Annotated in this window: 20 protein-coding genes and 2 tRNA genes; 9 read left to right on the forward strand and 13 right to left on the reverse strand. The window is 64.8% G+C overall.

Going from position 1 to position 21,240, the window contains the following annotated elements; genetic code table 11:
* Positions 1 to 801, forward strand: a complete 801-nt coding sequence (locus tag H4W01_RS08000; protein WP_010402547.1) for an SDR family NAD(P)-dependent oxidoreductase — start codon at positions 1 to 3, stop codon at positions 799 to 801.
* 132 nt (positions 802 to 933) lie between these two features.
* Here the strand turns inward: H4W01_RS08000 and H4W01_RS08005 are convergent, their stop codons facing one another.
* The 6 genes from H4W01_RS08005 to H4W01_RS08030 all read right to left on the reverse strand — a co-directional run bounded on the left by H4W01_RS08005 (position 934) and on the right by H4W01_RS08030 (position 9,312).
* Complete coding sequence (locus H4W01_RS08005; protein ID WP_209610610.1) at positions 934 to 1,809, reverse strand: acyl-CoA thioesterase; 876 nt, start codon at positions 1,807 to 1,809, stop codon at positions 934 to 936.
* Between the two features lie 143 nt (positions 1,810 to 1,952).
* Entirely contained in the window at positions 1,953 to 3,080 is a 1,128-nt protein-coding gene (locus H4W01_RS08010) for an acyl-CoA dehydrogenase family protein (RefSeq protein WP_209613288.1), read from the reverse strand.
* Positions 3,081 to 3,226: 146 nt separating this feature from the next.
* On the reverse strand, positions 3,227 to 4,408 hold the full coding sequence (locus H4W01_RS08015) for an acyl-CoA dehydrogenase family protein (RefSeq protein WP_209610611.1): 1,182 nt from the start codon (positions 4,406 to 4,408) through the stop codon (positions 3,227 to 3,229).
* Positions 4,409 to 4,412: 4 nt separating this feature from the next.
* Positions 4,413 to 5,717: an amidase family protein gene (locus tag H4W01_RS08020; RefSeq protein ID WP_209610612.1), complete on the reverse strand. Its 1,305-nt coding sequence runs from the start codon at positions 5,715 to 5,717 to the stop codon at positions 4,413 to 4,415.
* 198 nt (positions 5,718 to 5,915) lie between these two features.
* Entirely contained in the window at positions 5,916 to 7,949 is a 2,034-nt protein-coding gene (locus H4W01_RS08025) for a 3-hydroxyacyl-CoA dehydrogenase NAD-binding domain-containing protein (protein ID WP_209610613.1), read from the reverse strand.
* A 130-nt stretch (positions 7,950 to 8,079) separates the two neighbouring features.
* Entirely contained in the window at positions 8,080 to 9,312 is a 1,233-nt protein-coding gene (locus tag H4W01_RS08030) for a serine hydrolase domain-containing protein (protein ID WP_209610614.1), read from the reverse strand.
* Between the two features lie 137 nt (positions 9,313 to 9,449).
* On the opposite strand from H4W01_RS08030, the gene H4W01_RS08035 reads away from it, so the two are divergent.
* Positions 9,450 to 11,195, forward strand: a complete 1,746-nt coding sequence (locus H4W01_RS08035; protein ID WP_209610615.1) for a class I adenylate-forming enzyme family protein — start codon at positions 9,450 to 9,452, stop codon at positions 11,193 to 11,195.
* Between the two features lie 4 nt (positions 11,196 to 11,199).
* Here H4W01_RS08035 and H4W01_RS08040 read toward each other — a convergent pair whose 3' ends face one another.
* Positions 11,200 to 12,174 carry a CPBP family intramembrane glutamic endopeptidase gene (locus tag H4W01_RS08040; RefSeq protein WP_209610616.1) on the reverse strand — a complete coding sequence of 325 codons (975 nt, stop codon included), beginning with the start codon at positions 12,172 to 12,174 and terminating at the stop codon, positions 11,200 to 11,202.
* Positions 12,175 to 12,217: 43 nt separating this feature from the next.
* Complete coding sequence (locus tag H4W01_RS08045; RefSeq protein ID WP_209610617.1) at positions 12,218 to 13,684, reverse strand: FGGY family carbohydrate kinase; 1,467 nt, start codon at positions 13,682 to 13,684, stop codon at positions 12,218 to 12,220.
* Positions 13,685 to 13,738: 54 nt separating this feature from the next.
* Between H4W01_RS08045 and H4W01_RS08050 the strand changes: the two genes are divergently transcribed.
* From H4W01_RS08050 to H4W01_RS08060, 3 genes are all read left to right on the forward strand, one after another.
* Positions 13,739 to 14,953 carry an AI-2E family transporter gene (locus tag H4W01_RS08050; protein WP_209610618.1) on the forward strand — a complete coding sequence of 405 codons (1,215 nt, stop codon included), beginning with the start codon at positions 13,739 to 13,741 and terminating at the stop codon, positions 14,951 to 14,953.
* Positions 14,954 to 14,998: 45 nt separating this feature from the next.
* Positions 14,999 to 15,075, forward strand: a tRNA-Asp gene (locus H4W01_RS08055).
* A gap of 171 nt (positions 15,076 to 15,246) precedes the next feature.
* Positions 15,247 to 15,323: transfer RNA gene (locus H4W01_RS08060), tRNA-Asp, on the forward strand.
* Between the two features lie 23 nt (positions 15,324 to 15,346).
* Here H4W01_RS08060 and H4W01_RS08065 read toward each other — a convergent pair.
* The 4 genes from H4W01_RS08065 to H4W01_RS08080 all read right to left on the reverse strand — a co-directional run bounded on the left by H4W01_RS08065 (position 15,347) and on the right by H4W01_RS08080 (position 16,823).
* Positions 15,347 to 15,559, reverse strand: a complete 213-nt coding sequence (locus tag H4W01_RS08065) for a DUF2842 domain-containing protein (protein WP_010402562.1) — start codon at positions 15,557 to 15,559, stop codon at positions 15,347 to 15,349.
* The gene (locus tag H4W01_RS08070; RefSeq protein WP_209610619.1) at positions 15,556 to 16,110 is read right to left on the reverse strand and encodes a 5-formyltetrahydrofolate cyclo-ligase; all 555 of its coding nucleotides are present in this window, start codon (positions 16,108 to 16,110) and stop codon (positions 15,556 to 15,558) included. Before H4W01_RS08070 ends, H4W01_RS08065 begins: the two co-directional genes overlap by 4 nt.
* 240 nt (positions 16,111 to 16,350) lie before the next feature.
* Positions 16,351 to 16,638 carry a cell division protein ZapA gene (locus H4W01_RS08075; RefSeq protein WP_209610620.1) on the reverse strand — a complete coding sequence of 96 codons (288 nt, stop codon included), beginning with the start codon at positions 16,636 to 16,638 and terminating at the stop codon, positions 16,351 to 16,353.
* Positions 16,638 to 16,823 carry a hypothetical protein gene (locus H4W01_RS08080; protein WP_029622315.1) on the reverse strand — a complete coding sequence of 62 codons (186 nt, stop codon included), beginning with the start codon at positions 16,821 to 16,823 and terminating at the stop codon, positions 16,638 to 16,640. The genes H4W01_RS08075 and H4W01_RS08080 overlap by 1 nt, the downstream gene beginning before the upstream one ends.
* Positions 16,824 to 17,021: 198 nt before the next feature.
* Between H4W01_RS08080 and gap the strand changes: the two genes are divergently transcribed.
* Genes gap through H4W01_RS08095 form a run of 3 tightly spaced genes read left to right on the forward strand, consistent with a single transcriptional unit; the run spans position 17,022 to position 19,689 of the window.
* Positions 17,022 to 18,032, forward strand: coding sequence for a type I glyceraldehyde-3-phosphate dehydrogenase (gap, locus tag H4W01_RS08085; protein WP_209610621.1), 1,011 nt, complete (start codon positions 17,022 to 17,024; stop codon positions 18,030 to 18,032).
* Positions 18,032 to 18,490 (forward strand): MOSC domain-containing protein, encoded by a 459-nt coding sequence (locus H4W01_RS08090; protein ID WP_209610622.1) that lies wholly within the window; start codon positions 18,032 to 18,034, stop codon positions 18,488 to 18,490. Before gap ends, H4W01_RS08090 begins: the two co-directional genes overlap by 1 nt.
* Positions 18,491 to 18,495: 5 nt before the next feature.
* On the forward strand, positions 18,496 to 19,689 hold the full coding sequence (locus H4W01_RS08095; RefSeq protein ID WP_209610623.1) for a phosphoglycerate kinase: 1,194 nt from the start codon (positions 18,496 to 18,498) through the stop codon (positions 19,687 to 19,689).
* On the opposite strand, the gene H4W01_RS08100 is transcribed toward H4W01_RS08095, so the two are convergent.
* Entirely contained in the window at positions 19,690 to 20,205 is a 516-nt protein-coding gene (locus tag H4W01_RS08100; protein ID WP_010402574.1) for a TlpA family protein disulfide reductase, read from the reverse strand.
* A 121-nt stretch (positions 20,206 to 20,326) separates the two neighbouring features.
* Here H4W01_RS08100 and H4W01_RS08105 point away from each other — a divergent pair, with 121 nt between their 5' ends.
* Positions 20,327 to 21,235, forward strand: a complete 909-nt coding sequence (locus H4W01_RS08105; protein ID WP_209610624.1) for a class I fructose-bisphosphate aldolase — start codon at positions 20,327 to 20,329, stop codon at positions 21,233 to 21,235.
* Positions 21,236 to 21,240: the final 5 nt, after the last annotated feature.

Below are 21,240 nucleotides of genomic sequence, written 5' to 3' on the forward strand. Positions count from 1 at the left end.
ATGGCGCGTTTTACGGGCAAATCGATCATCGTCACGGGCGCAGGATCGGGCATCGGGCGGGCGACAGCCTTGCTGTTCGCGCGCGAGGGCGGATCGGTGATCGTGGCCGACCAGGCCGAGACGGTCGAGGAAACCGCGGATCTGATCGATCGCGCGGGCGGCACCGCGCATGCGATCCGGATCGACGCGGGGAGCGAGGATGATGTGGTCCGCGCGGTGACCGTGGCGTGCGAATATTATGGCGGTCTTGACGTCATGTTCGCCAATGCCGGGATTTCCGGCGGGATGGCGAACATTTTCGATACCGATGTCGCGCTGATCACCGAGGTGCTGCGCGTCAATCTGATCGGGCCGTTTCTGGCGATCAAGCACGCCGCACCGAAGATCGCCGAGCGCGGCGGCGGGGCGATCGTGCTGACCGCGAGCGTCGCCGGCATCCGCTCGGGCGCTGGCTCGCCGGCCTATTCCGCGTCCAAGGCCGGGGTGATCAATCTGGCGATGGTGTCCGCGCAGCAGCTTGCGGGGTCGAATGTCCGCGTCAACGCGATCTGTCCCGGCCTCACCGAAACCGGCATGACCAAGCCGACCTTCGATTACGCACGCGATGCGGGCAAGATGGACCGGCTTGGCCGCCTGAACCCGTTGCGGCGCGGTGCGCAGCCCGAGGAACTGGCCGAGGTCGCGGCGTTCCTGGCATCGGACGCGGCAAGCTATGTCAACGGGCAGGCGATTGCGGTCGATGGGGGGCTGTCGAGCAGCCACCCCGTGACCCGGCAGGACTATGGCAAGACGGCAGTGTAACCCATTCTTTTTTAGGAAGAACGTCGCTCGCAAACCCCGTTCGGGCTGAGCTTGTCGAAGCCCTCCTCACCCAGGCACCGCCCTAGCGTAGGGGAGGGCCCTTCGACAGGCTCAGGGCGAACGGCAGCCCATTCATTCGCGCAGGCGGATCAGCCCTTCCTGCGTGACGCTGGCGACCAGGCGCCCCTCGCGGGTGAAGATCTTGCCGCGGTTGAAGCCGCGGGCGTGCCCGGCCCATGGGCTGTCGCAGGCATAGAGCAACCAGTCGTCGGCGCGAAAATCCTCATGCAGCCATAGCGCATGGTCGAGACTGGCGCTTTGCAGCTTGTGCGTCAGCCAATTGACGCCATGCGGCAACGTCGCCGTGCCCAGCAACGACATGTCCGAGGCATAGGCCAGCACGGCGCGATGCAGCGCGGGATCGTCCGGGATGGGGGCGACGACGCGGAACCAGCTGTTTTGGAAGGGGGCTTGCTTGACCGGATCGAGCCAGCTGCGCGGCGACACCGGCCGGATCTCGATCATGCGCGGGCGCAGGAAGTTGGCGCGGAACCGTTCCGGGATGCGATCGATCATCGCCAGGCGCAAATCGCGATCGTTGGTCAGGCCTTCGGGCGGCGGCACCTCCGGCATCGGATCCTGGTGCATCAGGCCGCCCTCGGGGATTTGCAGCGAGCATGCCAGATTGAGGATCGGCACGCCGCGCTGCGTTGCGATCACGCGCCGGGTCGAGAAGCTCTTACCGTCGAAATCGCGCACGACGCGGTAGAGGATCGGATGATCTTCGGCACCCGGGCGCATGAAATAGGCGTGGAGCGAATGCGCGGCGCGCGGGGCCTCGGTCGAGCGCTGCGCGGCTTGCAGCGCCTGGGCGATCACCTGGCCGCCGAATACCCGGCCGAAGCCGTCTTGCCCGCGGATGCCGCGATACAGATCGGTATCGATTTCCTCGATATCAAGCAGATCGACGAGGTTCTGCGCGAGCTGGGCTGGGGTGGGATCGGTCATGCGTTCCTTCTTCTCCCTCTCCCCTCCGGGGAGAGGGCGGGGAGAGGGGCTGTCCTAAAAACATCGGCCGTTCGCGTGACTGCCCTCTCCCGACCTTCGCTACGCTCGGCCACCCTCTCCCGCAAGCGGGAGAGGGAGAAGGGTTAATACCCCGCCGCGCGCGCGATGCGATCTGCGTGGAAATTGGCGTCACCGAACATCTCGGCCAGCACGCGCGCGCGCTTCATGTAGAAGCCGATGTCATAGGCATCGGTCATGCCGATGCCGCCATGCATCTGTACGCCTTCCTGCACCGACAAGGTGGTTGCCATTGCGGTCATCGCCTTGGCGACCGAGACTGCGCTATCGGCTGCCTCCGACCCGGCATCGAGCAGTTGCTGCGCCTTGAGTACGGCGGCGCGCGCCACCTCCATTTCGGAATAGAGGTGCGCGGCGCGGTGTTGCAGCGCCTGAAAGCTGCCGATCAGCGTGCCGAATTGCTTGCGTTGCTTGAGATAGTCGACGGTCATGTCCATCGCGCCGCCGCCGACGCCGAGCAATTCGGCCGCCGCCCCGGTGCGCCCGGCGCGGAGCAAGCGGTCGAGCGGGGAACGGCCATGATCAACCTCGCCAATCACCGCATCGGCATCGACTTCGACCCCGTCGAACTCGAGCCGCGCGGCAAGGCTGGCATCGGCGAGCCGTTCGGGCGTTGCGGTCAGCCCGGCGGCACCCTTGGGGATGGCGAAGAGCGTGATGCCGGCGGCATCTTCGGCATTGCCCGCCGTGCGCGCGGCCACAATCAGCAGGTCTGCGACGTGGCCGTGGGCGACGAACTGCTTCTTGCCCGACAGCTTGAAGCCATTGCCCGAACGCTCGGCCTTCAGCGCGATCGTGTCGCGATGCTTGGCGGCTTCATCGATCGCAAGCGCGGCGACGGTATCGCCGGCGAGAATGCCGGGAAACCAGCGATCGGCATGGGCTGTGCCTTTGAGCGCTGCGACGGCTGCCACTGCGGTGGTGAGGAAGGGCGAGGGCGAAAGGTTGCGGCCGATTTCTTCGAGCACGACACCCGCTTCGACATGGCCGAGGCCGAGGCCGCCTTCGGCCTCTTCGATCAACAGGCCGGTAAAGCCCATTTCGGCGAAGCTCTTCCACAGCGCGCGGCTGAAGCCGGTGGCGTCGTTGGCGTCGCGGAGCGCGCGCATGTGGCTGACCGGCGCTTGCTCGGCGACGAAATCGCGGATGGTGTCCTGCAGGGCGGTTTGGTCGTCGCTCAGATAGAGTGGCATCATCATCTCCCTCTCCCCGTTTGCGGGGAGAGGGCCGGGGAGAGGGGCAGTCTCTCGCGCCGGCCCAGTGTGTTTGTGTATCGACTGCCCCTCTCCCGACCTCGCTTTGCTCGGCCACCCTCTCCCCGCAGGCGGGGAGAGGGAATTTACGCCGGCAGCTCCAAAATCCGCTTGGCGATGATGTTGAGCTGAACTTCGCTCGTGCCGCCCTCGATCGAATTGGCCTTGGTGCGCAGCCAGGCGCGCGCCTCGCGGCCGCCGCCAGACGCCTCGCTTTCCCATTCCAGCGCATCGGAGCCGCCCGCCGCCATCTGCAGTTCGTGGCGGGTCTTGTTCAGCTCGGTGCCGTAATATTTCATCATCGACGGCTGGGCGGGGTGGGCACGTCCTGCTTTCAGCTCGTCGATAAAGCGTTCCGACATCGCGCCAAAGGCCTGCGACCGGATTTCGAAAGCGGCGATTGCGGCGCGCAGCAACGGGTCGGCCAAGCGCCCGTCATGGTCGAGGCCGATTGTAGCAATCGCGCCTTCTATCAGCGGGTTGCCGCCGGTACTTGCCAGCCCCATGCCGGAGATCATCTCGCGTTCGTGTCCGAGCAGATATTTGGCGACGTCCCAGCCCTTATTCTCCTCATGCACGCGCTGCGATTTGGGCACCTTTACGTTGTCGAAGAAGGTTTCGCAAAAGGGCGAGTAGCCCGAGATCAGCAGGATCGGCCGGGTCGACACGCCTTCGCTCGCCATGTCGAACAGCAGGAAGCTGATGCCGCCCTGCTTCGAGTCCTTCGAGGTGCGGACGAGGCAGAAGATCCAGTCGGCCTTGTCGGCATAAGAGGTCCATAACTTCTGGCCGTTGACGATATAATGATCGCCCGCATCCTCGGCGGAGGTGGCGAGGCTGGCGAGATCGGAACCGGCATTGGGCTCGCTATAGCCCTGGCACCAGCGGATTTCGCCGCGCGCGATCTTGGGCAGATAGTCAAGCTTCTGCTCTTCGGTGCCATATTTCAGCAGTGCCGGTCCGAGCATGGAAATACCGAAGGAATTGAGGGGATTGCGCGCCTTTATTGCCGCCATCTCTTCGCGCAGAATCTTGGTTTCGGCGGGTGACAGGCCACCGCCGCCATAGGCCTTTGGCCAATCGGGCACGGTCCAGCCGCGCGACGCCATGGCGTCCATCCATTCCTTTTGGCCCGGCTGGAAATCCGGGTTGCGGCCGCCCCAGCAGGCGTCCTTTTCGGAGCGGACGGGTTGGCGCATTTCGGGCGGGCAGTTTGCCTCCAGCCAGGCGCGGGTTTCGTGGCGGAAGGTGTCGAGCGTGTCGGTCATCGGATCAGCTCCTCATCAAATCATGCGCCGCGCGCGCGACGGCGATCGCGGTGAAATCGCGGTTATAATCGGCGATCACCTGCACCCCGATCGGCAGGCCGTCGGGATCGGTGCCGATCGGCACGCTGGTCGCGGGCAGCATCGGGAAGGTGGCGAGGCCGGGATAGGCCATTTGCAGCGCCATCGGCGTTGGCGTGCCATCGATGTCGATCGTCCGCGTCGCCAGTGGGGTGTCGTCGTGGCGGTAGGCGGTGGTGCCCCAGATCGGGGCGATGACCGCGTCATAGCTGGCGAACAGGCGTGCCCAGTCGCGGCGGCATTTGGCTTGCGCGTCGATCAGCGTGAACCAATCGGGCAGCGCGAGCGGTGTGCCGCCCTCCATTGGTGCGCCCCGGGCCATCGCCACCAGCAGCATGTGGATATAGGTGCCGTGCTGCGCGACGAGATTGGGTAGCAGCGCGCTGTTATCGTCGACCTGCGCGCCCGCAGCGGCGAAGGCGGCACCGAGCGTGGTGATCGCGCCTTGGACCGCGGTTTGCGAGCGGGCGAGCGGATGTTGGGGCAGCAGCAGGATCTTCCAGTCGCCGGGGCCGCGCGGTGCGGGCCGTGCCAGCGCGTCTCCGCCCATGACGCCGAACAGCGCTTCGAGATCGTCAGGATCGCGCGCGAGCGGGCCGACGACGTTGAGCGCAACACCACAACTCTGTGTTCTCGGGAAGTTATGGCCGAAAGAGGAGAGCGTGTTGTAAGTCGGTTTGTGGCCCCACACCCCGCAAAAGGCGGCAGGCAAGCGGATTGAGCCGCCAATGTCCGAGCCGATTTCCACGGGCACGAACCCAGCCGCCAGCGCCGCCGCCGCGCCGCCCGAGGAGCCGCCGGAGACGCGCGACGGATTGTGCGGGTTGCGGGTGCGGCCATAGACCGGGTTGTTGGTCTGGAGATCGGCGAGCGCGACCGGGATGTTGGTCTTGCCGAGGATGACCGCGCCCGCGCGTTTGAGGCGCGCGACCTGGACGGCGTCTTCGGTGGCGATGAAGTCGGCGTGTTCGGTGAAACCCCAGCAAGTGACGAGACCTGCGACATCGAAGCTTTCCTTGACCGTCATGGGCACGCCGAGCAGCGGACGGCTGTCCTTCGGCCCGGCGTCGATCGCAAGGGCGGCGTCGCGCGCACGGTCGAAATCCCGCACGACGACGGCGTTGATCTCGGCATTGCCCGCTTCGATGCGGGCGATAGCGGCTTCGCATTCGGCGAGCGCGGTGGTTTCACCGGCGCGGATTGCGGCGGCGGTTTGGAGGGCGGTCTTCACTTCTCCCTCTCCCCGCTGGCGGGGAGAGGGTGGCCGAGCGCAGCCAGGTCGGGAGAGGGGCAGTATAGAGACGTGGCGCTGCTGAACTGCCCCTCTCCCCGACCAGTTTGGGGTAAACATCGCCCCGCGATGTTTAGGCCATGCCGGGGGCATGGCCGACCCCAAACTCCCCGGAGGGGAGAGGGAGAAGAAGATTGGTTATCCATTGAAACGACCGCCGCTTTCCGCCTTCGACTTCAGCAGTTCGGCGACCGCGAACCCGTGCTTTTCGAGCCCCGCGACGATCTTCTTTAAGCCCTCGGTATCCGCCCAGAACATCGGTCCGCCGCGATAGACTGGCCAGCCATAGCCGTAGATCCACACCACATCGATGTCCGACGCGCGCTGCGCCATTTTCTCTTCGAGGATCAGCGCGCCTTCGTTGACCATGGTGTAGAGCGTCTTTTCGACGATTTCCTCGTCGCTGATCTCGCGCTTCTGCAGGTTGGATTTGGAGCGGAAATCCTCGATGATCTCGGCAACCCGGGCGGAAGGTGTCGGGTTGCGCTTCTCGTCATAGTCGTAAAAGCCCTTGCCGGTCTTCTGGCCCCAGCGGCCCTCGGCGGCGAGCGCGTCGCGGATGTTTTCGATGCGGGTCGGGTCGCGGTGCCAGCCAATGTCGACACCGGCGAGATCGCTCATCTGGAACGGCCCCATCGGCATGCCGAAGGCAACATGCACCTTGTCGATCTGCTCAGGCGTGGCACCTTCCAGCAGCAGCTTCATCGCCTCGATTTGGCGCGGTTTCAGCATGCGGTTGCCGATAAAGCCGTCGCATACGCCCGCGACCACTGCGACCTTCCGGATCGTCTTGGACAGCGCCATAACGGTCGCGAGCACATCGTCCTCGGTCTGGGCACCGCGCACAACCTCGAGCAATTTCATCACATTGGCGGGTGAGAAGAAGTGCATGCCGAGCACGTCGCCGGGGCGCTTGGTGACCGAGGCGATCTCGTCGATGTTGAGATAGGAGGTGTTGGAGGCGAGGATCGCACCCGGCTTGGCGATGGCGTCAAGACGCGAGAAGATGTCCTTCTTCACCTCCATATTCTCATACACCGCTTCGATGATGAGGTCGCAGTCGGCGAGCGCGCTGAAGTCGAGCGTCGGGGTGAGCGCTCCCATTGCGGCTTCGACCTGCTCGGGCTTCAAGCGGCCCTTGGCGGCAGACGCCTCGTAATTCTTGCGGATCACGCCGGTGCCGCGATCAAGCGCTTCCTGCGCCATTTCGACGATCGTCACCGGGATGCCTGCGGAGAGGAAGTTCATCGAAATGCCGCCGCCCATCGTGCCCGCGCCGATCACGCCGACACGCTTGATCTTGCGCAGCGCGATTTTGGGGTCGATGCCGTCGATCTTGGCGGCCTGGCGCTCGGCGAAGAAGATGTGGCGCTGCGCGGCGGATTGTACGCCGAACATCAGTTTCATGAACTCCTGCCGCTCAAAGGCGATGCCCTCGTCGAAGCTGGAACCGTCGGTCGCTTTCTCGACACAGGCAATGTTGGCGGCGGGCGCGTCGAAGCCGCGAAAGCGCTTGGCGTTCTCCTTCTTGAACGCCGCCACGGCTTCGGGATCGGCCTGCGCCACCTTGTCGCGGGCGCGGGGCAGGGGCTTGGCGTCGGCCACTTCGCGCGCAAAGGCGATCGCGTCGGCTGCTAGGCTGTCCTCGCCTGCGATCCGGTCGATCAGCCCGGCGGACAAAGCGAGCTTGGCCGGGATCGGATCGCCCTTGGCGGTGAGTTCGAGTGCGAGCTTGACGCCTGCGATGCGCGGCAGGCGCTGCGTGCCGCCAGCGCCGGGAAGCAGGCCGAGCTTGACCTCGGGCGTGCCGATCTTGGCCGAGGGCACGGCGATGCGGTAATGACAGCCGAGCGTCACCTCGCACCCGCCGCCGAGCGCGGTTCCGTGGATCGCGGCGACGACCGGCTTGTCCGAGGCTTCGATCATGTCGACCACGGTTGGCAGGCCCGGCTCCTGCATCGGGCGGCCGAACTCGGTAATGTCGGCCCCGGCGAAGAAGGTGCGGCCATCGCAACGGATGACCATCGCCGTCACCTGCGGGTTGGCGAGCCCTTCCTTGATGCCGGCCTCCAACCCCTGCCGCACCGCCGCGCCGAGCGCGTTGACGGGCGGATTGTTGGAGATGATGACGAGGACGTCGTCGTGCAGTTCGGTGGTGATCGGGCTGGTCATGTGTCTCTCCTGTTTCCTTCCCCGACGAAGGCCGGGGCCCAGTTACGGGACGGGTTTTGCCGGGCGTTGCGCTCTCCCATCCAGGTTCGCGCAACTGGGCCCCGGCCTTGCCGGGGAAGTAAAAAATAGCCTATGTCAGCGCACTGTAGATCAAGGTCTTCAGCTCGCGCCGGATCGGGTAGACGTTACTCGGGCTCATTTGCGTCATGAACACCATGTGCAACTGCTCGACGGGGTCGACGAAGAAGGCGGTCGAGAACATCCCGCCCCAATAATATTCGCCGACCGAACCCGGAATCATCGAGCGCGCGACATCGATATTGACCGCGAAACCCAGACCAAAGCCGGTGCCGGCATTGGCGGTTTCGCTGAACAGCGACTTGGACATTTTCGACAGGTCGGATCCGCCGGGCAAATGGTTCATCGTCATCAGCTCGATCGTCTTGCGCCCGACGATGCGCACGCCGTCCAGTTCCCCGCCGTTCAGCAGCATCGAACAGAAACGATGATAATCGAGCGCGGTCGAGACCAGGCCGCCGCCGCCCGACACCAGTTTGGGCGGCCGGCTCCACGCGCTCGCTTCGCCGCGATCATAGAGGAAGCGGCCCTTTTCCGGGGTGAAGGTGTAGCAATCGGTCAGTCGGTCGATCTTGTCTTCGGGCACCGCGAAGAAGGTGTCGTCCATCTTGAGCGGGGCGAAGATTTGCGTGCGGAAGAAGTCGGCGAGCGACTGACCCGAAACCTTCTCGACCACCGCGCCCAACACGTCGGTCGACACCGAATAATTCCACGCCTCGCCGGGCGAAAATTCGAGCGGCACGTTGGCGACCGCTTCGATGAAGCCGTCCAGATCGAGATTGCCGTGCCAATTCTCGATTTTGCCCTCGCGATACGCCGCATCGACATAAGAACGATTCTGGAAACTGTAGGTCAGCCCCGATGTGTGGCGGAGCAAATCGAGCATGCGCATCGGCTCTGTCGTCGGGCGTGTCTGGAACGGCACGCCGCCACCGCCGCCATTGTAGACGCCAATGCCCTTGAATGCGGGCAGCACGTGGTGGACGGGGGTATCGAGCGCGACCTTGCCCTGTTCGAGCAGCATCATGAAGGCAATCGAGGTGATCGGCTTGGTCATCGAGGCGATGCGGAACAGCGATCCTTCGTCGATGCTCTTGCCGCCTTCGCGCGCGGGCCCTTGTGACGAGAAATGCGCGATTTCACCGTCCCGGGCGATGAGAATCTGCGCATTGGCGAGCCGCCCGGAATCGAGATAGCGCTCCTTCAGGAAGGCATCGATCCGCCCCAGCCGTGCCGCGTCGAATCGCCCGATTCCTGGCATCGTCTCGCTCATGTCGATTTCCATACCCTCACTTCGAAAGTTGTATCCCCCTATTGCCTTGAGTCACGCACGAATCAACACTAACCTTGTGATGAGCGCTGGTTTCGACAAACCCGAGTTTCAACTTGGGTGGCCCGGCAGGCTTTGGAAGAGGATGCATCGTGGATACAGAACCGCTTGTCGCGCTCGATCCGGCATGGCCGAGAACGACGCTGGCGCAGGCGACCGCCGCGCTGACCGCTGCGGGCACCAAGTTCGAGATGGAGACGGTGACGATCGGTGGCATTCCCACCCGCGTCTGGAAACATGCGCCGCCGTCGCTCGCCTGGCTGATCTCCGCGTCGCGGATGCACGGCGAGCGCGTGTTCACCATCTATGAGGACGAACGCGTCAGCTATGCGGCGAATTTCCGCGCGGTGGCGACGCTGGCGCATGCGCTGGTCGCGATGGGCATCGGCAAGGGCGATCGGGTCGGCCTGGCGATGCGCAATTTGCCCGAATGGCCGGTGATCTTCTTCGCCGCCGCCAGTATCGGCGCGATCGTGGTGCCGCTCAATGCGTGGTGGACGGCGGGCGAGCTGGAATATGGCATCGCTGATTCGGGCTGCCGCGTGCTGTTCGTCGACGACGAACGCTATCAGCGGCTGGTGGCGCACGCCCCCGATGTGCCTGCGCTGGAGACGATGATCGTGGCGCGCGCATCGGGGCCCCTTGGCGACGGGGCGCGGCGGCTTGAGGATCTGATCGGCACACCGCATGGCTATGCGAGTTTGCCTGATGCCGAGCTGCCCGGGGTGGCGATCGCGACCGACGACGATGCGACGATCTTTTATACCAGCGGCACCACCGGCCATCCCAAGGGGGCGCTGGGCACGCATCGCAATTTGATGACCAACATCCTCAGCTCCGCTTTCTCCGGCGCGCGCGGCTTTGTGCGGCGTGGCGAGGCGGTGCCCGATCCCCAGCCCAAGACCTATCTCACCGTCATCCCGATGTTCCATGTGACCGCGTGCAGCGCGACGATGATGGGATCGATTGCGGCGGGCAACACGCTGGTGTTCCTGCGCAAATGGGATCCGGTGCGCGCGATGGAAATTATCGAGGCGGAGAAGGTCCATGCGACCGGCGGCGTGCCGACGATTGCCTGGCAGATTTTGGAGCACCCAGACCGCGCCAAATACGATCTCTCGTCGCTGGAGATGATCGCTTATGGCGGTGCGCCGTCCGCGCCCGAGCTGGTGCGTCGGATCTACACCGAATTTGGCGCGCTGCCGTCGAACGGCTGGGGGATGACCGAAACGATGGCGACGGTGACGGGCCATGGTGCCGAGGATTATCTCGCGCGGCCGACCAGCGCCGGGCCGCCGGTGCCCGTTGCCGACCTCAAGATCATGGACGAGGACGGCGTGACCGAGCTGCCGATCGGCGAGGTCGGCGAATTGTGGGCGCGCGGGCCGATGGTGGTGAAGGGCTATTGGAACAAGCCCGAGGCGACCGCCGTCACTTTCGTCGACGGCTGGGTGCGCACCGGCGATCTCGCACGGCTCGACGAGGAAGGGTTCGTCTATATCGTCGACCGCGCCAAGGACATGATCATCCGCGGCGGCGAGAACATCTATTCATCGGAGGTCGAAAACGTCCTCTACGCGCACCCGGCGGTGACCGATTGCGCGCTGATCGGTATCCCGCATCGCACGCTGGGCGAGGAACCGGCGGCGGTGGTCCACCTTGCCCCAGGTACGACCGCAACCGAGGCGGAATTGCAGGCGTGGGTGCGCGAGCGGCTGGCGGTGTTCAAGACGCCGGTGGCGATCCGCTTCGTTCCGGAAACGCTGCCGCGCAATGCCAATGGCAAGATCCTGAAGAAGGAGCTGAAAGGCCTGTTCGAGGATCGTGCAGCCGCCTGAGCGATCAGGCGTCGAACGCGGTCGCGCGGCGCGGCAGCGTGCGGTGGATGATGAACACCGTCAGCAGCAGCGTTGGAACGACGAGAATGCTCCCCTCCGGCCCGGTGTCGCCGCCCGACAGCAAGGCGGCCCCCGCCGGGTGCGAGGCCAGCAAATGCCCCTCCATCGCCAGCCCGGAATCGCGCACGCCGTAGAGAAAGGACTGCGCCCAGTCCCACGTCGCGTGAAAGCCGATCGCCCACCATAGCGAGCCGGTGCGATACAGCACATAGACGAAGGTGAGCCCGGCGAGCGCGACGCTGACCAGGCCCATCGCCGTTTCGCCCTTATTGGCGAGGTGCCCGCCCGCGAACACCCCGACCGAGAAGACCAGCGCCGCCACCCAGAAGCCGATCGTGCGGGCGTTTTTGTTGTCGGGAGCAACCGCCCGCACGATTCCGGCGACACCGCGCGCCAGCGTATATTGCAGGAAGCCGCGGGTCAGAAATTCCTCGAACAGGCCAACCAGGCAAAAAGCGAAAAACCATGCAGCGCCGTATCCCAGCGCTGTGCTGCCGCTAATCGCAAAGCCATCGAACACCAGCGCGCCGGACAGCGTCAGCATCCCCACCAGCAGCGACAGCATCGCGATGCCCCATGCCATGCCGGTGAGCAGATCGGGCACAGCGCGCGTCCGGCGCAGGCCATAGGTGGCGAAGGGCCGCCGCTCGATCAACGACATCAGCCACGAGGTTACCAGCAACACCACGAAGGTGAGCGCTTCGCCCTTGATCGATGGGATGACGCCTTGCTCCGACCCTGCGGGGGCGTGGGGCGGCTTTCCGTTAATGAAGGTTCCCGCCGCCACCGCGCCAATCGTGAGCACGGTCAGGATCAGGCAAAACAGCAGGAGACTCCATCCCGCGCGCAAGCCGTCGCTGCCGATGAAGATATAGCGAAGCCCCCGGTTGCGGGGCTGGATGGTCGCGGTGTCGGTCATCAATATCCCCCGGCGATTGTCCGTGTCGGCGATGCGTGTTCGTTCAGTCGTGCGCGATAACCCGCTGTACTGCGCTGCGCCACCCGTCGAGCCGGGCGGTGCGCGTGGTTTCGGCAATGTGCGGGGTGAAGGTTTCAACATGCCCGCGCATTGCACTGGCCTCCGCCAGATTGGCGAAAAGACCACGGCCAACCCCCGCCAGCATCGCCGCGCCGAGCGCGGTGGTCTCGGCAAATTTGGGGCGTTCGACATTCACGCCGAGAATGTCGGCCATGTCCTGCGCCATCCAGTCATTGGCGACCATGCCGCCATCGATCCGCACAGACGCCCAATCGACTCCGTCGGCGGCAAAGGCGGTTTTCAAGTCATGCGCCTGATGCGCCATCGCCTCCAGCGCGGCGCGGACGATGTGCGCCTTGCCGGTCGAAAAGCTCAAGCCCGAAATGGCGGCGCGCGCCTCCGGTTCCCACCATGGCGCGCCCAAGCCGGAGAGGGCAGGCACGAGGAAGGTTCCGCCATTGTCGGGAACGCTGCGCGCCAAAGCCTCGGTTTCGGCAGCGGTGCCGATCAACCCGACCGCGTCGCGCAGCCATTTGATCAGGCTGCCCGCGACGAACACCGATCCTTCCAGCGCGTACGCGCGCCGCCCGTCAATCTGCCACGCGATTGTGGAGAGCAGCCGGTTACGCGAGGTCGGGGGGATCGGCCCGGCCTGGCTCAGGACGAACGCGCCGGTGCCAAAGGTCGCCTTGGTCTCGCCGATCTGCAGACAGGATTGCCCGATCGTTGCCGCTTGTTGATCCCCGGCGATGCCGCAAATCGGGATCGGCGCGCCGAACAGCCGCGTTTCGCCGAAACGCCCGGCGCAATCGACGATTTCGGGCAAGGCCGAGCGCGGCGCGCCGAACAGCTCGATCAGGCCGTCATCCCAATGGCCGCTGCCGATTGCCATCAGCGCGGTGCGGCTGGCATTGGTGGCATCGGTGATGTGCAGGCCGCCCGTCAGCTTCCAGATCAGCCAGCTTTCGACCGTGCCGACGGCAAGCCGTGATCCGGCGGTTTTCACCGCATCCCAATGCGCCATCGCCCAGCCGATCTTGCTCCCCGAGAAATACGGGTCGAGCAACAGGCCGGTCTTGGCCTGCACCATCGGCTCATTGCCGGCCTCCTTCAGCGCGCGGCAGGTCGTGGCGGTGCGCCGGTCCTGCCAGACGATGGCGGGGGCGAGCGGCTGGCCCGTTTCGCGGTCCCAGAACACGATCGTCTCGCGCTGATTGGTGATGCCGATCGCAGCGATCTTTTCAGCACCGCCCACTTGGTCGATCACCGCGCGCGTGACCGCGAGCGTTTTCGTCCAGATTTCGGCCGCGTCATGCTCGACTCGGCCGGGTTCGGGATAATGCTGGGTCAGTTCCGCGCCTGCGGTCGCGACACAGCCGCCGTCGCGCTGAAACACCATCGCACGCGTCGAGGTCGTGCCTTCATCGATTACAAGAATAAGGTCTGACATGCGACAAGGGCTAGCGCGGTTTGCGCGGCGATGGAATGCCGCTAGGAACGGGATATGGCAGATCGGGATGACAGCAAGAGCGACGCGTTCGGCCTGGCCGCGACGCGGGCCCACGATACGGAGGAGGAGCGCCGCGTCGGAATGCGGCGCGACCGCCTGCTGGCGGCGCTGACCCTGATCGCGGGGATCGGGTTGGCGCTGGCGCTCCCGTTCGCGCTGAAGGCCGGGGCGGAATTCTTTTTGCCAACCACCGCCGCCTTGGTGATCGCGATCGCGTTGGTCCCGATCCTGGAATGGTTTGAGCGGCGTGGCGTCCCGTCCGCGCTCGCCGCGTTGATTTGCGTGCTGTTGTTTCTGGTGGCGGCGAACGTTGCGCTGGCCGCGATCGTCGTTCCCGCTACCGAATTTTTCCGCCGCTTGCCCGAGCGGATCGACCGGATCCAGATGAACGTCGCGCCGTTGATCGATTTCTATTCGAGCTTCGAGCGCTATCTCAATCGCACGGTGCAGCATCTGGCTGCGTCGGGACCGGTTCGGGCACCCGCCACGACTGCGGTTGCGCCGCCGAGCTCGATCCTGGAGCTTGCCGCGAGTTTCGCGCCCTCGGTGATCGTGCAGGTCTTCTTCGGCATCCTGGTGGTGTTCTTCTTCCTCTCGGGCTGGACCGGTCTGCGCAAGAAGACGATCACCAGCCGCGCCAGTTTCGGCGGGGCGATGGCAACGGCGCGAGTCATTCAGGATGTCGTGGACGATACCTCAGCCTATCTGGGCACGATCACGATCATCAATCTGTCCTTTGGCCTGATCATCGCCGGCGTCTTGTGGGTGATGGGGATGCCCTATCCGTTGATGTGGGGCGGGATCGTCGCCTTGCTCAACTATGTCCCGTATTTCGGCCCGATCACGGCGGCGTTGTTGTTGGCACTGGGCGGGTTGATGACGTTTCATGACATCTGGGTGGCGCTGGTGCCCGCCTTCGTGATGATCGGCTGCCATTTGATCGAGGCCAATGCGGTGACGCCGTTGATCGTCGGCCATCGCTTGACGATCAACCCGATCATGATTCTGGTCTCGATCAGTTTCTGGAGCTGGGTGTGGGGCACGGCCGGCACGCTGCTGGCGGTGCCGTTGCTGATCATCATCCAGACCGTGCTGGGAGCGGCCGGCAAGCCTGATATTGCGGGTTTCCTGTTTGAACACGGCACTTTGACCCGGCCTGGCCGCACGCGCGCCGATGCTTCTTTTGAAGAAAGTGAAACGGAACGTTGACAGGCCAAGGGGCGTCGCTTAGGAGCCGCGCCTCACGCTTCTCAAGCGGGTGTAGCTCAGTTGGTTAGAGCGCCGGCCTGTCACGCCGGAGGTCGCGGGTTCGAGCCCCGTCACTCGCGCCATTCCCCGCAAAGCGCCGGGAAAAGGCAGCGATAACCCCTCGATTTTTCAACGTGCCGAGCCTTGGCGGAGACGTTTGTGTTTCCGGTTCGATGGTCAATCGTATCGTCTTCGCCGGAGGTCATTGACAGGGTAGGGGGCGTCGCTTAGGAGCCGCGCCTCTCGCTTCTCAAGCGGGTGTAGCTCAGTTGGTTAGAGCGCCGGCCTGTCACGCCGGAGGTCGCGGGTTCGAGCCCCGTCACTCGCGCCATTCCCCTTCATGCCAAGGGGAATTCAGCGAAATTTCCCGGTTTCCATCCACGCCAGCATCCGGCGCATCGGCAAGATCCAGATCCAGGCAATCCCCGCGATCAAATAGAAGGCCGCCTGCAGCAGCGGATGCCAGCCGCCGACATACCGCGACAGGCTGGCGACGAGGATGCACCACACACCGATCAACACGAGGATCGCCAGCATCCCGATGGGTTTACGCCAAGTTGGGGTCATGGTCGGGGAATCCATCCACATTCGGTAATGACGGCATGAAGCGGCATGTCCCACGCGTCGGTCGGCAAGGTCTCGACCTGTTGCACGCTCCACGCAACCCCGATGCGCCACGCATCTGGGAAGGTCGCAAAGGCGCGGTCATAATAGCCCGCACCTTGCCCCAGCCGATCGAGCTTGGCGTCGAACGCCAGCAACGGCGTGAGGATGATGTCGGGTTCCACGTCCGGTGCGTCACTGGGGGGCTGGGAGAGCCCGTACCGGCCCTCGACAAGCGCCGAGTGTCCATCCCAGCCCAGAAAGCGCATGGGCGCTTCCCGCGTGGTTACATGGGGCAAAGCCAGACGGCAGCCTGCGGCCAGTGCCGCAGCGGCGAGGTGTTGCGGATCCGCTTCACTGCCGACGGGGATATAGGAGGTAACGATCCGCCCCGCTTCCAGCAGCGCAAGCAAGGCCGGCGGTGCCGCGATCGGTCCGGGGGAGTGGGCGAAAAAGCGGTCGCGCTCGGCGCGAATCCGCGCGCGCAACGCCCGCTTGTCGATCGTGGTCTGCATCACGGTCTCTCGTCCGGCGATGGCCAATGCGTGGCCTGAGCGCCACGGGAAAGCGGGGTGGCGGGACCGCCGTGGCCGTGTGCCGGGTTATCCTCTGACGCACGGTACGTCAGGTGGGGACCATGTGCGTCGGGCCAGGGCCCGGGCAGGGACAGCCCCCTTGGATGATGAATAGCCTCAGGGATAATAAAGGCTCGTACCGGGCAGTGCCCGCCGCCGACCGATATAGGCGCTTGTGCGCTATTGCTCAAGGGATGTGGCGAGCGCTTCGAGCCGTTCGGCGATGTGGGTGAGCAGGACCTCGTCCTGGATCTTGGCCGGGCGACGTTCCGCCTCATCCAGCGCGTCTGCCAGCATCAGGGCGACGAACAGCATCGTGCGCTCGCCATTCATTCCGCCCGAGGCGCGCGCTGCGGTGGCCCATTTCGCGTCGAGCAATGCGCCGAGACGAAGCAATTGATCTTCCTGCCCGTCGGGACAGGCCACGGTATGGCGACGGTCCCCGATTGTCAGCGTAACGTCGCCCATCACTCGCCCTCGCGCTGCAGGATCGCGTCGAGCGCGGCGATGGCTTCCGCCATGCGGGTGCGCAGCGTTTCATGGCGGCGGGCCAATACTTGGCTGTGGGTTATCCGCGCTTGGGCTGCGGCGTCGATACGAGCGAGGGCACGGTCGATCCGGTCGAGCGCGGCAGGATAAGGGACGTCTGCCATCCTCACGAGATAGCATGGCGCGAGGCGGGGACAAGGCGCATTTGTGACGAGTTCGTGTCATCCGTTCGGATTGCACGATGAAGGGCGATGAAGAGGGCGGGCGGTTGACGCGCCCGCCTGTCGCCCGCAAAGACGCGCGCATTCGAAGGACTCGGTGGCGCGCTGCTACAGGGTCAGCCGCTTGAAGGAGCCAGCATTATGACGATCAAGGTAGCGATCAACGGTTTCGGGCGCATCGGCCGCCTGGTCGCGCGCGCGATTCTCGAGCGGGGCGATAGCGGGCTTGAGCTCGTCACGATCAACGATCTGGCTGACGCAAAGTCCAACGCCTGGCTGTTCAGCCGCGACTCGGTGCATGGCAAATATCCCGGCGAAGTGTCGGCCGAGGGCAATGACCTGGTCGTCGACGGCAAGCGCATTCGCGTCACCGCCGAGCGCGACCCCGCCAACCTGCCCCATGCCGAGCAGGGCATCGACATCGTGCTGGAATGCACCGGCTTCTTCACCGATCGCGCGAGCTGCCAGAAGCATCTCGATGCCGGTGCCAAGAAGGTGCTGATCTCGGCTCCTGGCAAGGGCGTCGATCTAACGGTCGTTTATGGCGTCAACCACGACAAGCTGACCGCCGAGCATACGATCGTCTCGAACGCGTCGTGCACCACCAACTGCCTGGCCCCGGTCGCCAAGGTGCTGAACGATGCGCTGGGCATCGAGCGCGGTCTGATGACGACTGTCCACGCCTACACCAACGACCAGAAGATCCTCGACCAGATCCACCCCGATCTGCGTCGCGCGCGCGCCGCCGCGATGTCGATGATCCCGACCACCACCGGTGCTGCCCGCGCGGTCGGCGAAGTGCTGCCGGAGCTGAAGGGCAAGCTGGACGGGTCGGCGATTCGCGTGCCGGTTCCCGATGGCAGCCTGATCGACCTGACCTTCATGCCGTCGCGCGAGACGACCAAGGACGAGGTCAACGCGATCCTGAAGGCCGCGTCCGAAAGCGGTCCGCTCAAGGGCGTGCTGGTCTTCTCGGACGAGCCGCTGGTCTCGGTCGACATCGTCCACACGCCTGCTTCGTCGACGGTCGACAGCCTGGAGACTGCGGTGATGGACGGCAAGCTGGTGCGCGTCGTCAGCTGGTATGACAATGAATGGGGCTTCTCCAACCGCATGGTCGACACTGCGGGGGCGATGGGCAAGTTCCTCTAATGGGGGTTCTGGCGGGCATCGCCCGCCATGGCCGCCCGAAAGGTCCGATGGAGACGCTCGCCCAGGTCGACGTGACACTGGAGGGCGGACTCCACGGGGATTTTCGCGGGGTCATCAAGCCCGGCGGCAAGGGGCGACGGCAAGTCACGCTGCTCGAACGTGGCGATTGGGACGCGGCAATGGCCGAGGTCGGCCACAGCCTGCCCTGGTTCGAACGCCGTGCGAACTTGCTGGTCGAAGGGCTTGATCTACCGCAGACCCCGGGCACGCGGCTGCGGATCGGCGAAACGGTAGTTCTGATGATTACGCGCGAAACCGATCCGTGCGAGCGCATGGAAGCGCTCGCGCCAGGATTGAAGGCGGCGCTGCTGCCCGACTGGCGCGGGGGTGCGTGTTCGCGTGTTGTGGTCGGCGGGACGATCCGCGTCGGCGATGCAATTATGGTTCTTGAGGAGTGATGGACATGACGCGGGCCTTCAAGACGTTGGACGACATGGGCGATGTGCACGGCAAGCGTGTGCTGGTGCGCGAAGATCTCAACGTGCCGATGCACGATGGGGCGGTGAGCGACGACACGCGGCTGCGCGCGACCGTGCCGACGGTGACCGAACTTGCCGACAAGGGCGCAATCGTGCTGATCCTGGCGCATTTCGGGCGGCCAAAGGGCGTTCCCTCCGCTGAGCTTTCGCTGAAGCAGCTGGTTGGCCCTTATGCGGTCGTGCTGGGGCGGCCGGTGACCTATGTCGATTGGGAAGGCGATGCGGCGGCAGTGGCGGCGTTGCAGCCCGGCGACATCGCCGTGCTGGAGAATACGCGCTTCTTTGGCGGCGAGGAAAAGAACGATCCGGCGGTGATCGATCGCTTTGCGGCGCTGGGCGACCTGTATGTGAACGATGCCTTTTCGGCGGCGCACCGCGCCCACGCCTCGACCGAGGGGCTCGCGCATAAGCTGCCGGCCTTTGCGGGCCGGGCGATGGAGGCCGAACTCGACGCGCTCGACAAGGCGCTGGGCAATCCTGAGCATCCGGTTGCCGCCGTCGTTGGTGGGGCCAAGGTTTCGACCAAGCTCGATGTGCTGAAGCATCTGGTCACCAAGGTCGATCACCTCATCATCGGTGGCGGGATGGCCAACACCTTCCTTGCGGCGCGCGGGGTCGATGTCGGCAAGTCGCTGTGCGAGCATGACTTGACCGGAACCGCCGAGGAAATCTTCGAAGCCGCAGACAGCGCCAATTGCACCATCCATCTGCCGTATGACGTGGTGGTCGCGAAGGAATTCCGCGCCAACCCGCCGGTCCGCACCGTTAATGTGCATGAAGTCGCCGCGGACGAGATGATCCTCGACATCGGGCCGGCGGCGACCGAGGCGCTGGCCGATGTGCTCAAGAATTGCCGGACTTTGGTGTGGAACGGGCCGCTGGGCGCGTTCGAGACGCCGCCGTTCGACACGGCCACGGTTGCGCTGGCGAAGACCGCTGCTGCTTTGACCAAGAGCGGATCGCTCGTCTCGGTGGCGGGCGGTGGCGACACCGTTGCTGCGCTCAATCAGGCGGGCGTGGCGGACGACTTCACCTTCGTGTCGACCGCCGGTGGCGCGTTCCTGGAATGGATGGAAGGCAAGGACCTTCCCGGTGTCGCCGCGCTCTCGCGCGGGTGATCAGCTTTGCGGGGCCGGCGGTGCCGGTTCCCGCAACAGCGGGACGAGTTCGGCGTTCAGCGAATCGAGATCGAACGCCGCCGCCTTGGCGTACCGGACATGGCCCGATCGATCGATGATGTAGTTGGTGGGAACCCCGCTCAAGATCGGGTAATTGCCCTTGATCCGGCGTGCCGAGGGCATGTGCATCACCGCAAACAGCTTCTTCAACTGGAAGAGCGGCAGCGAATCCTCGGTGGCGATGGTGAAAACCTTGAGGCCGTGGACCTTTTGCATCTCGTAATAGGTGTCGAGCGTGGGCAGTTCGCGTTTGCACGGCCCGCACCATGTCGCCCAGAAATTGAGCACGACCACCTGGCCGCGCAAAGCCTCCGACGAGACCTTTGTACCATCGATCAGCGTCAGTTCGAATGGCGGTGCGATGTCGCCGACTTTGGGCGGCCCGCTGCCCCCGAGCAAAGCGATTGCGGCAAGCCCCAGTGCAAGGCGCTGCGATATCTTGGACAAAGGCAGCATCGGATTCCCCCCCGGACAGGAGCGCGAAGGTGACGCGTCGATAACGGTGCGTCAAGCGTTGCCCCAAATGCCGCGCAGGGCTAACAGCCGCTGCAACAATCATAGGTAATGGGAGCTTCCGATGACGCCACAGGTCAAGGCCATTCTCGACAAATATGAGTCGGACAACCCTGCAACCAAGGCCAATCTCGCCCGCATCCTGATGCAGGGGAAGCTCGGCGGCACCGGCAAGCTGGTGATCCTGCCGGTCGACCAGGGTTTCGAACACGGGCCCGCGCGCAGCTTCGCGGTCAACCCACCCGCTTATGACCCCCATTATCACTATCAGCTCGCGATCGATGCCGGCCTGTCGGCTTATGCCGCGCCGCTCGGCATGCTGGAGGCGGGGGCGGAGACCTTTGCCGGACAGATCCCGACGATCCTCAAGGTCAACAGCTCGAACAGTTGGGCGCAGGGTGCCAATCAGGCGCTGACCGGCAGCGTCGAGGATGCGGTGCGGCTGGGCTGCGCGGCGATCGGCTTCACCATCTATCCGGGGTCGGACAACCTGTTCGACATGATCGGGCAGATCCGCGAGCTCTCGGCCGAGGCCAAGTCGGTCGGCATCGCCACCGTGATCTGGTCCTATCCGCGCGGCGGCATCCTGCCCAAGTCGGGCGAACTGGCGCTCGATGTCGGTGCCTATGCCGCGCACATGGCGGCGTTGCTGGGCGCACACATCATCAAGGTGAAGCTGCCGAGCGACCATATCGAGCAGAAAGAAGCCAAGCCGATGTATGAGGGCACCGACTGGTCGAAGCAGGCGGATCGCGTCCGCCATGTCGTGCAGGCGAGCTTTGCCGGACGGCGGATCGTAGTGTTCTCGGGCGGCGCGGCCAAGGGCGCTGATGCAGTCTATCAGGACGCGCGCGACATTCGCGATGGCGGTGGCAACGGCTCGATCATCGGCCGCAACACCTTCCAGCGCCCGCGCGCCGAGGCGCTTGAGATGCTCGCCAAGATCATCGCGATCTACAAAAACGAGGAGTAAGCCGG

It is taken from the genome of Sphingomonas sp. PL20 (genome assembly GCF_017875905.1).
Taxonomy (GTDB): Bacteria; Pseudomonadota; Alphaproteobacteria; order Sphingomonadales; family Sphingomonadaceae; genus Sphingomonas; species Sphingomonas echinoides.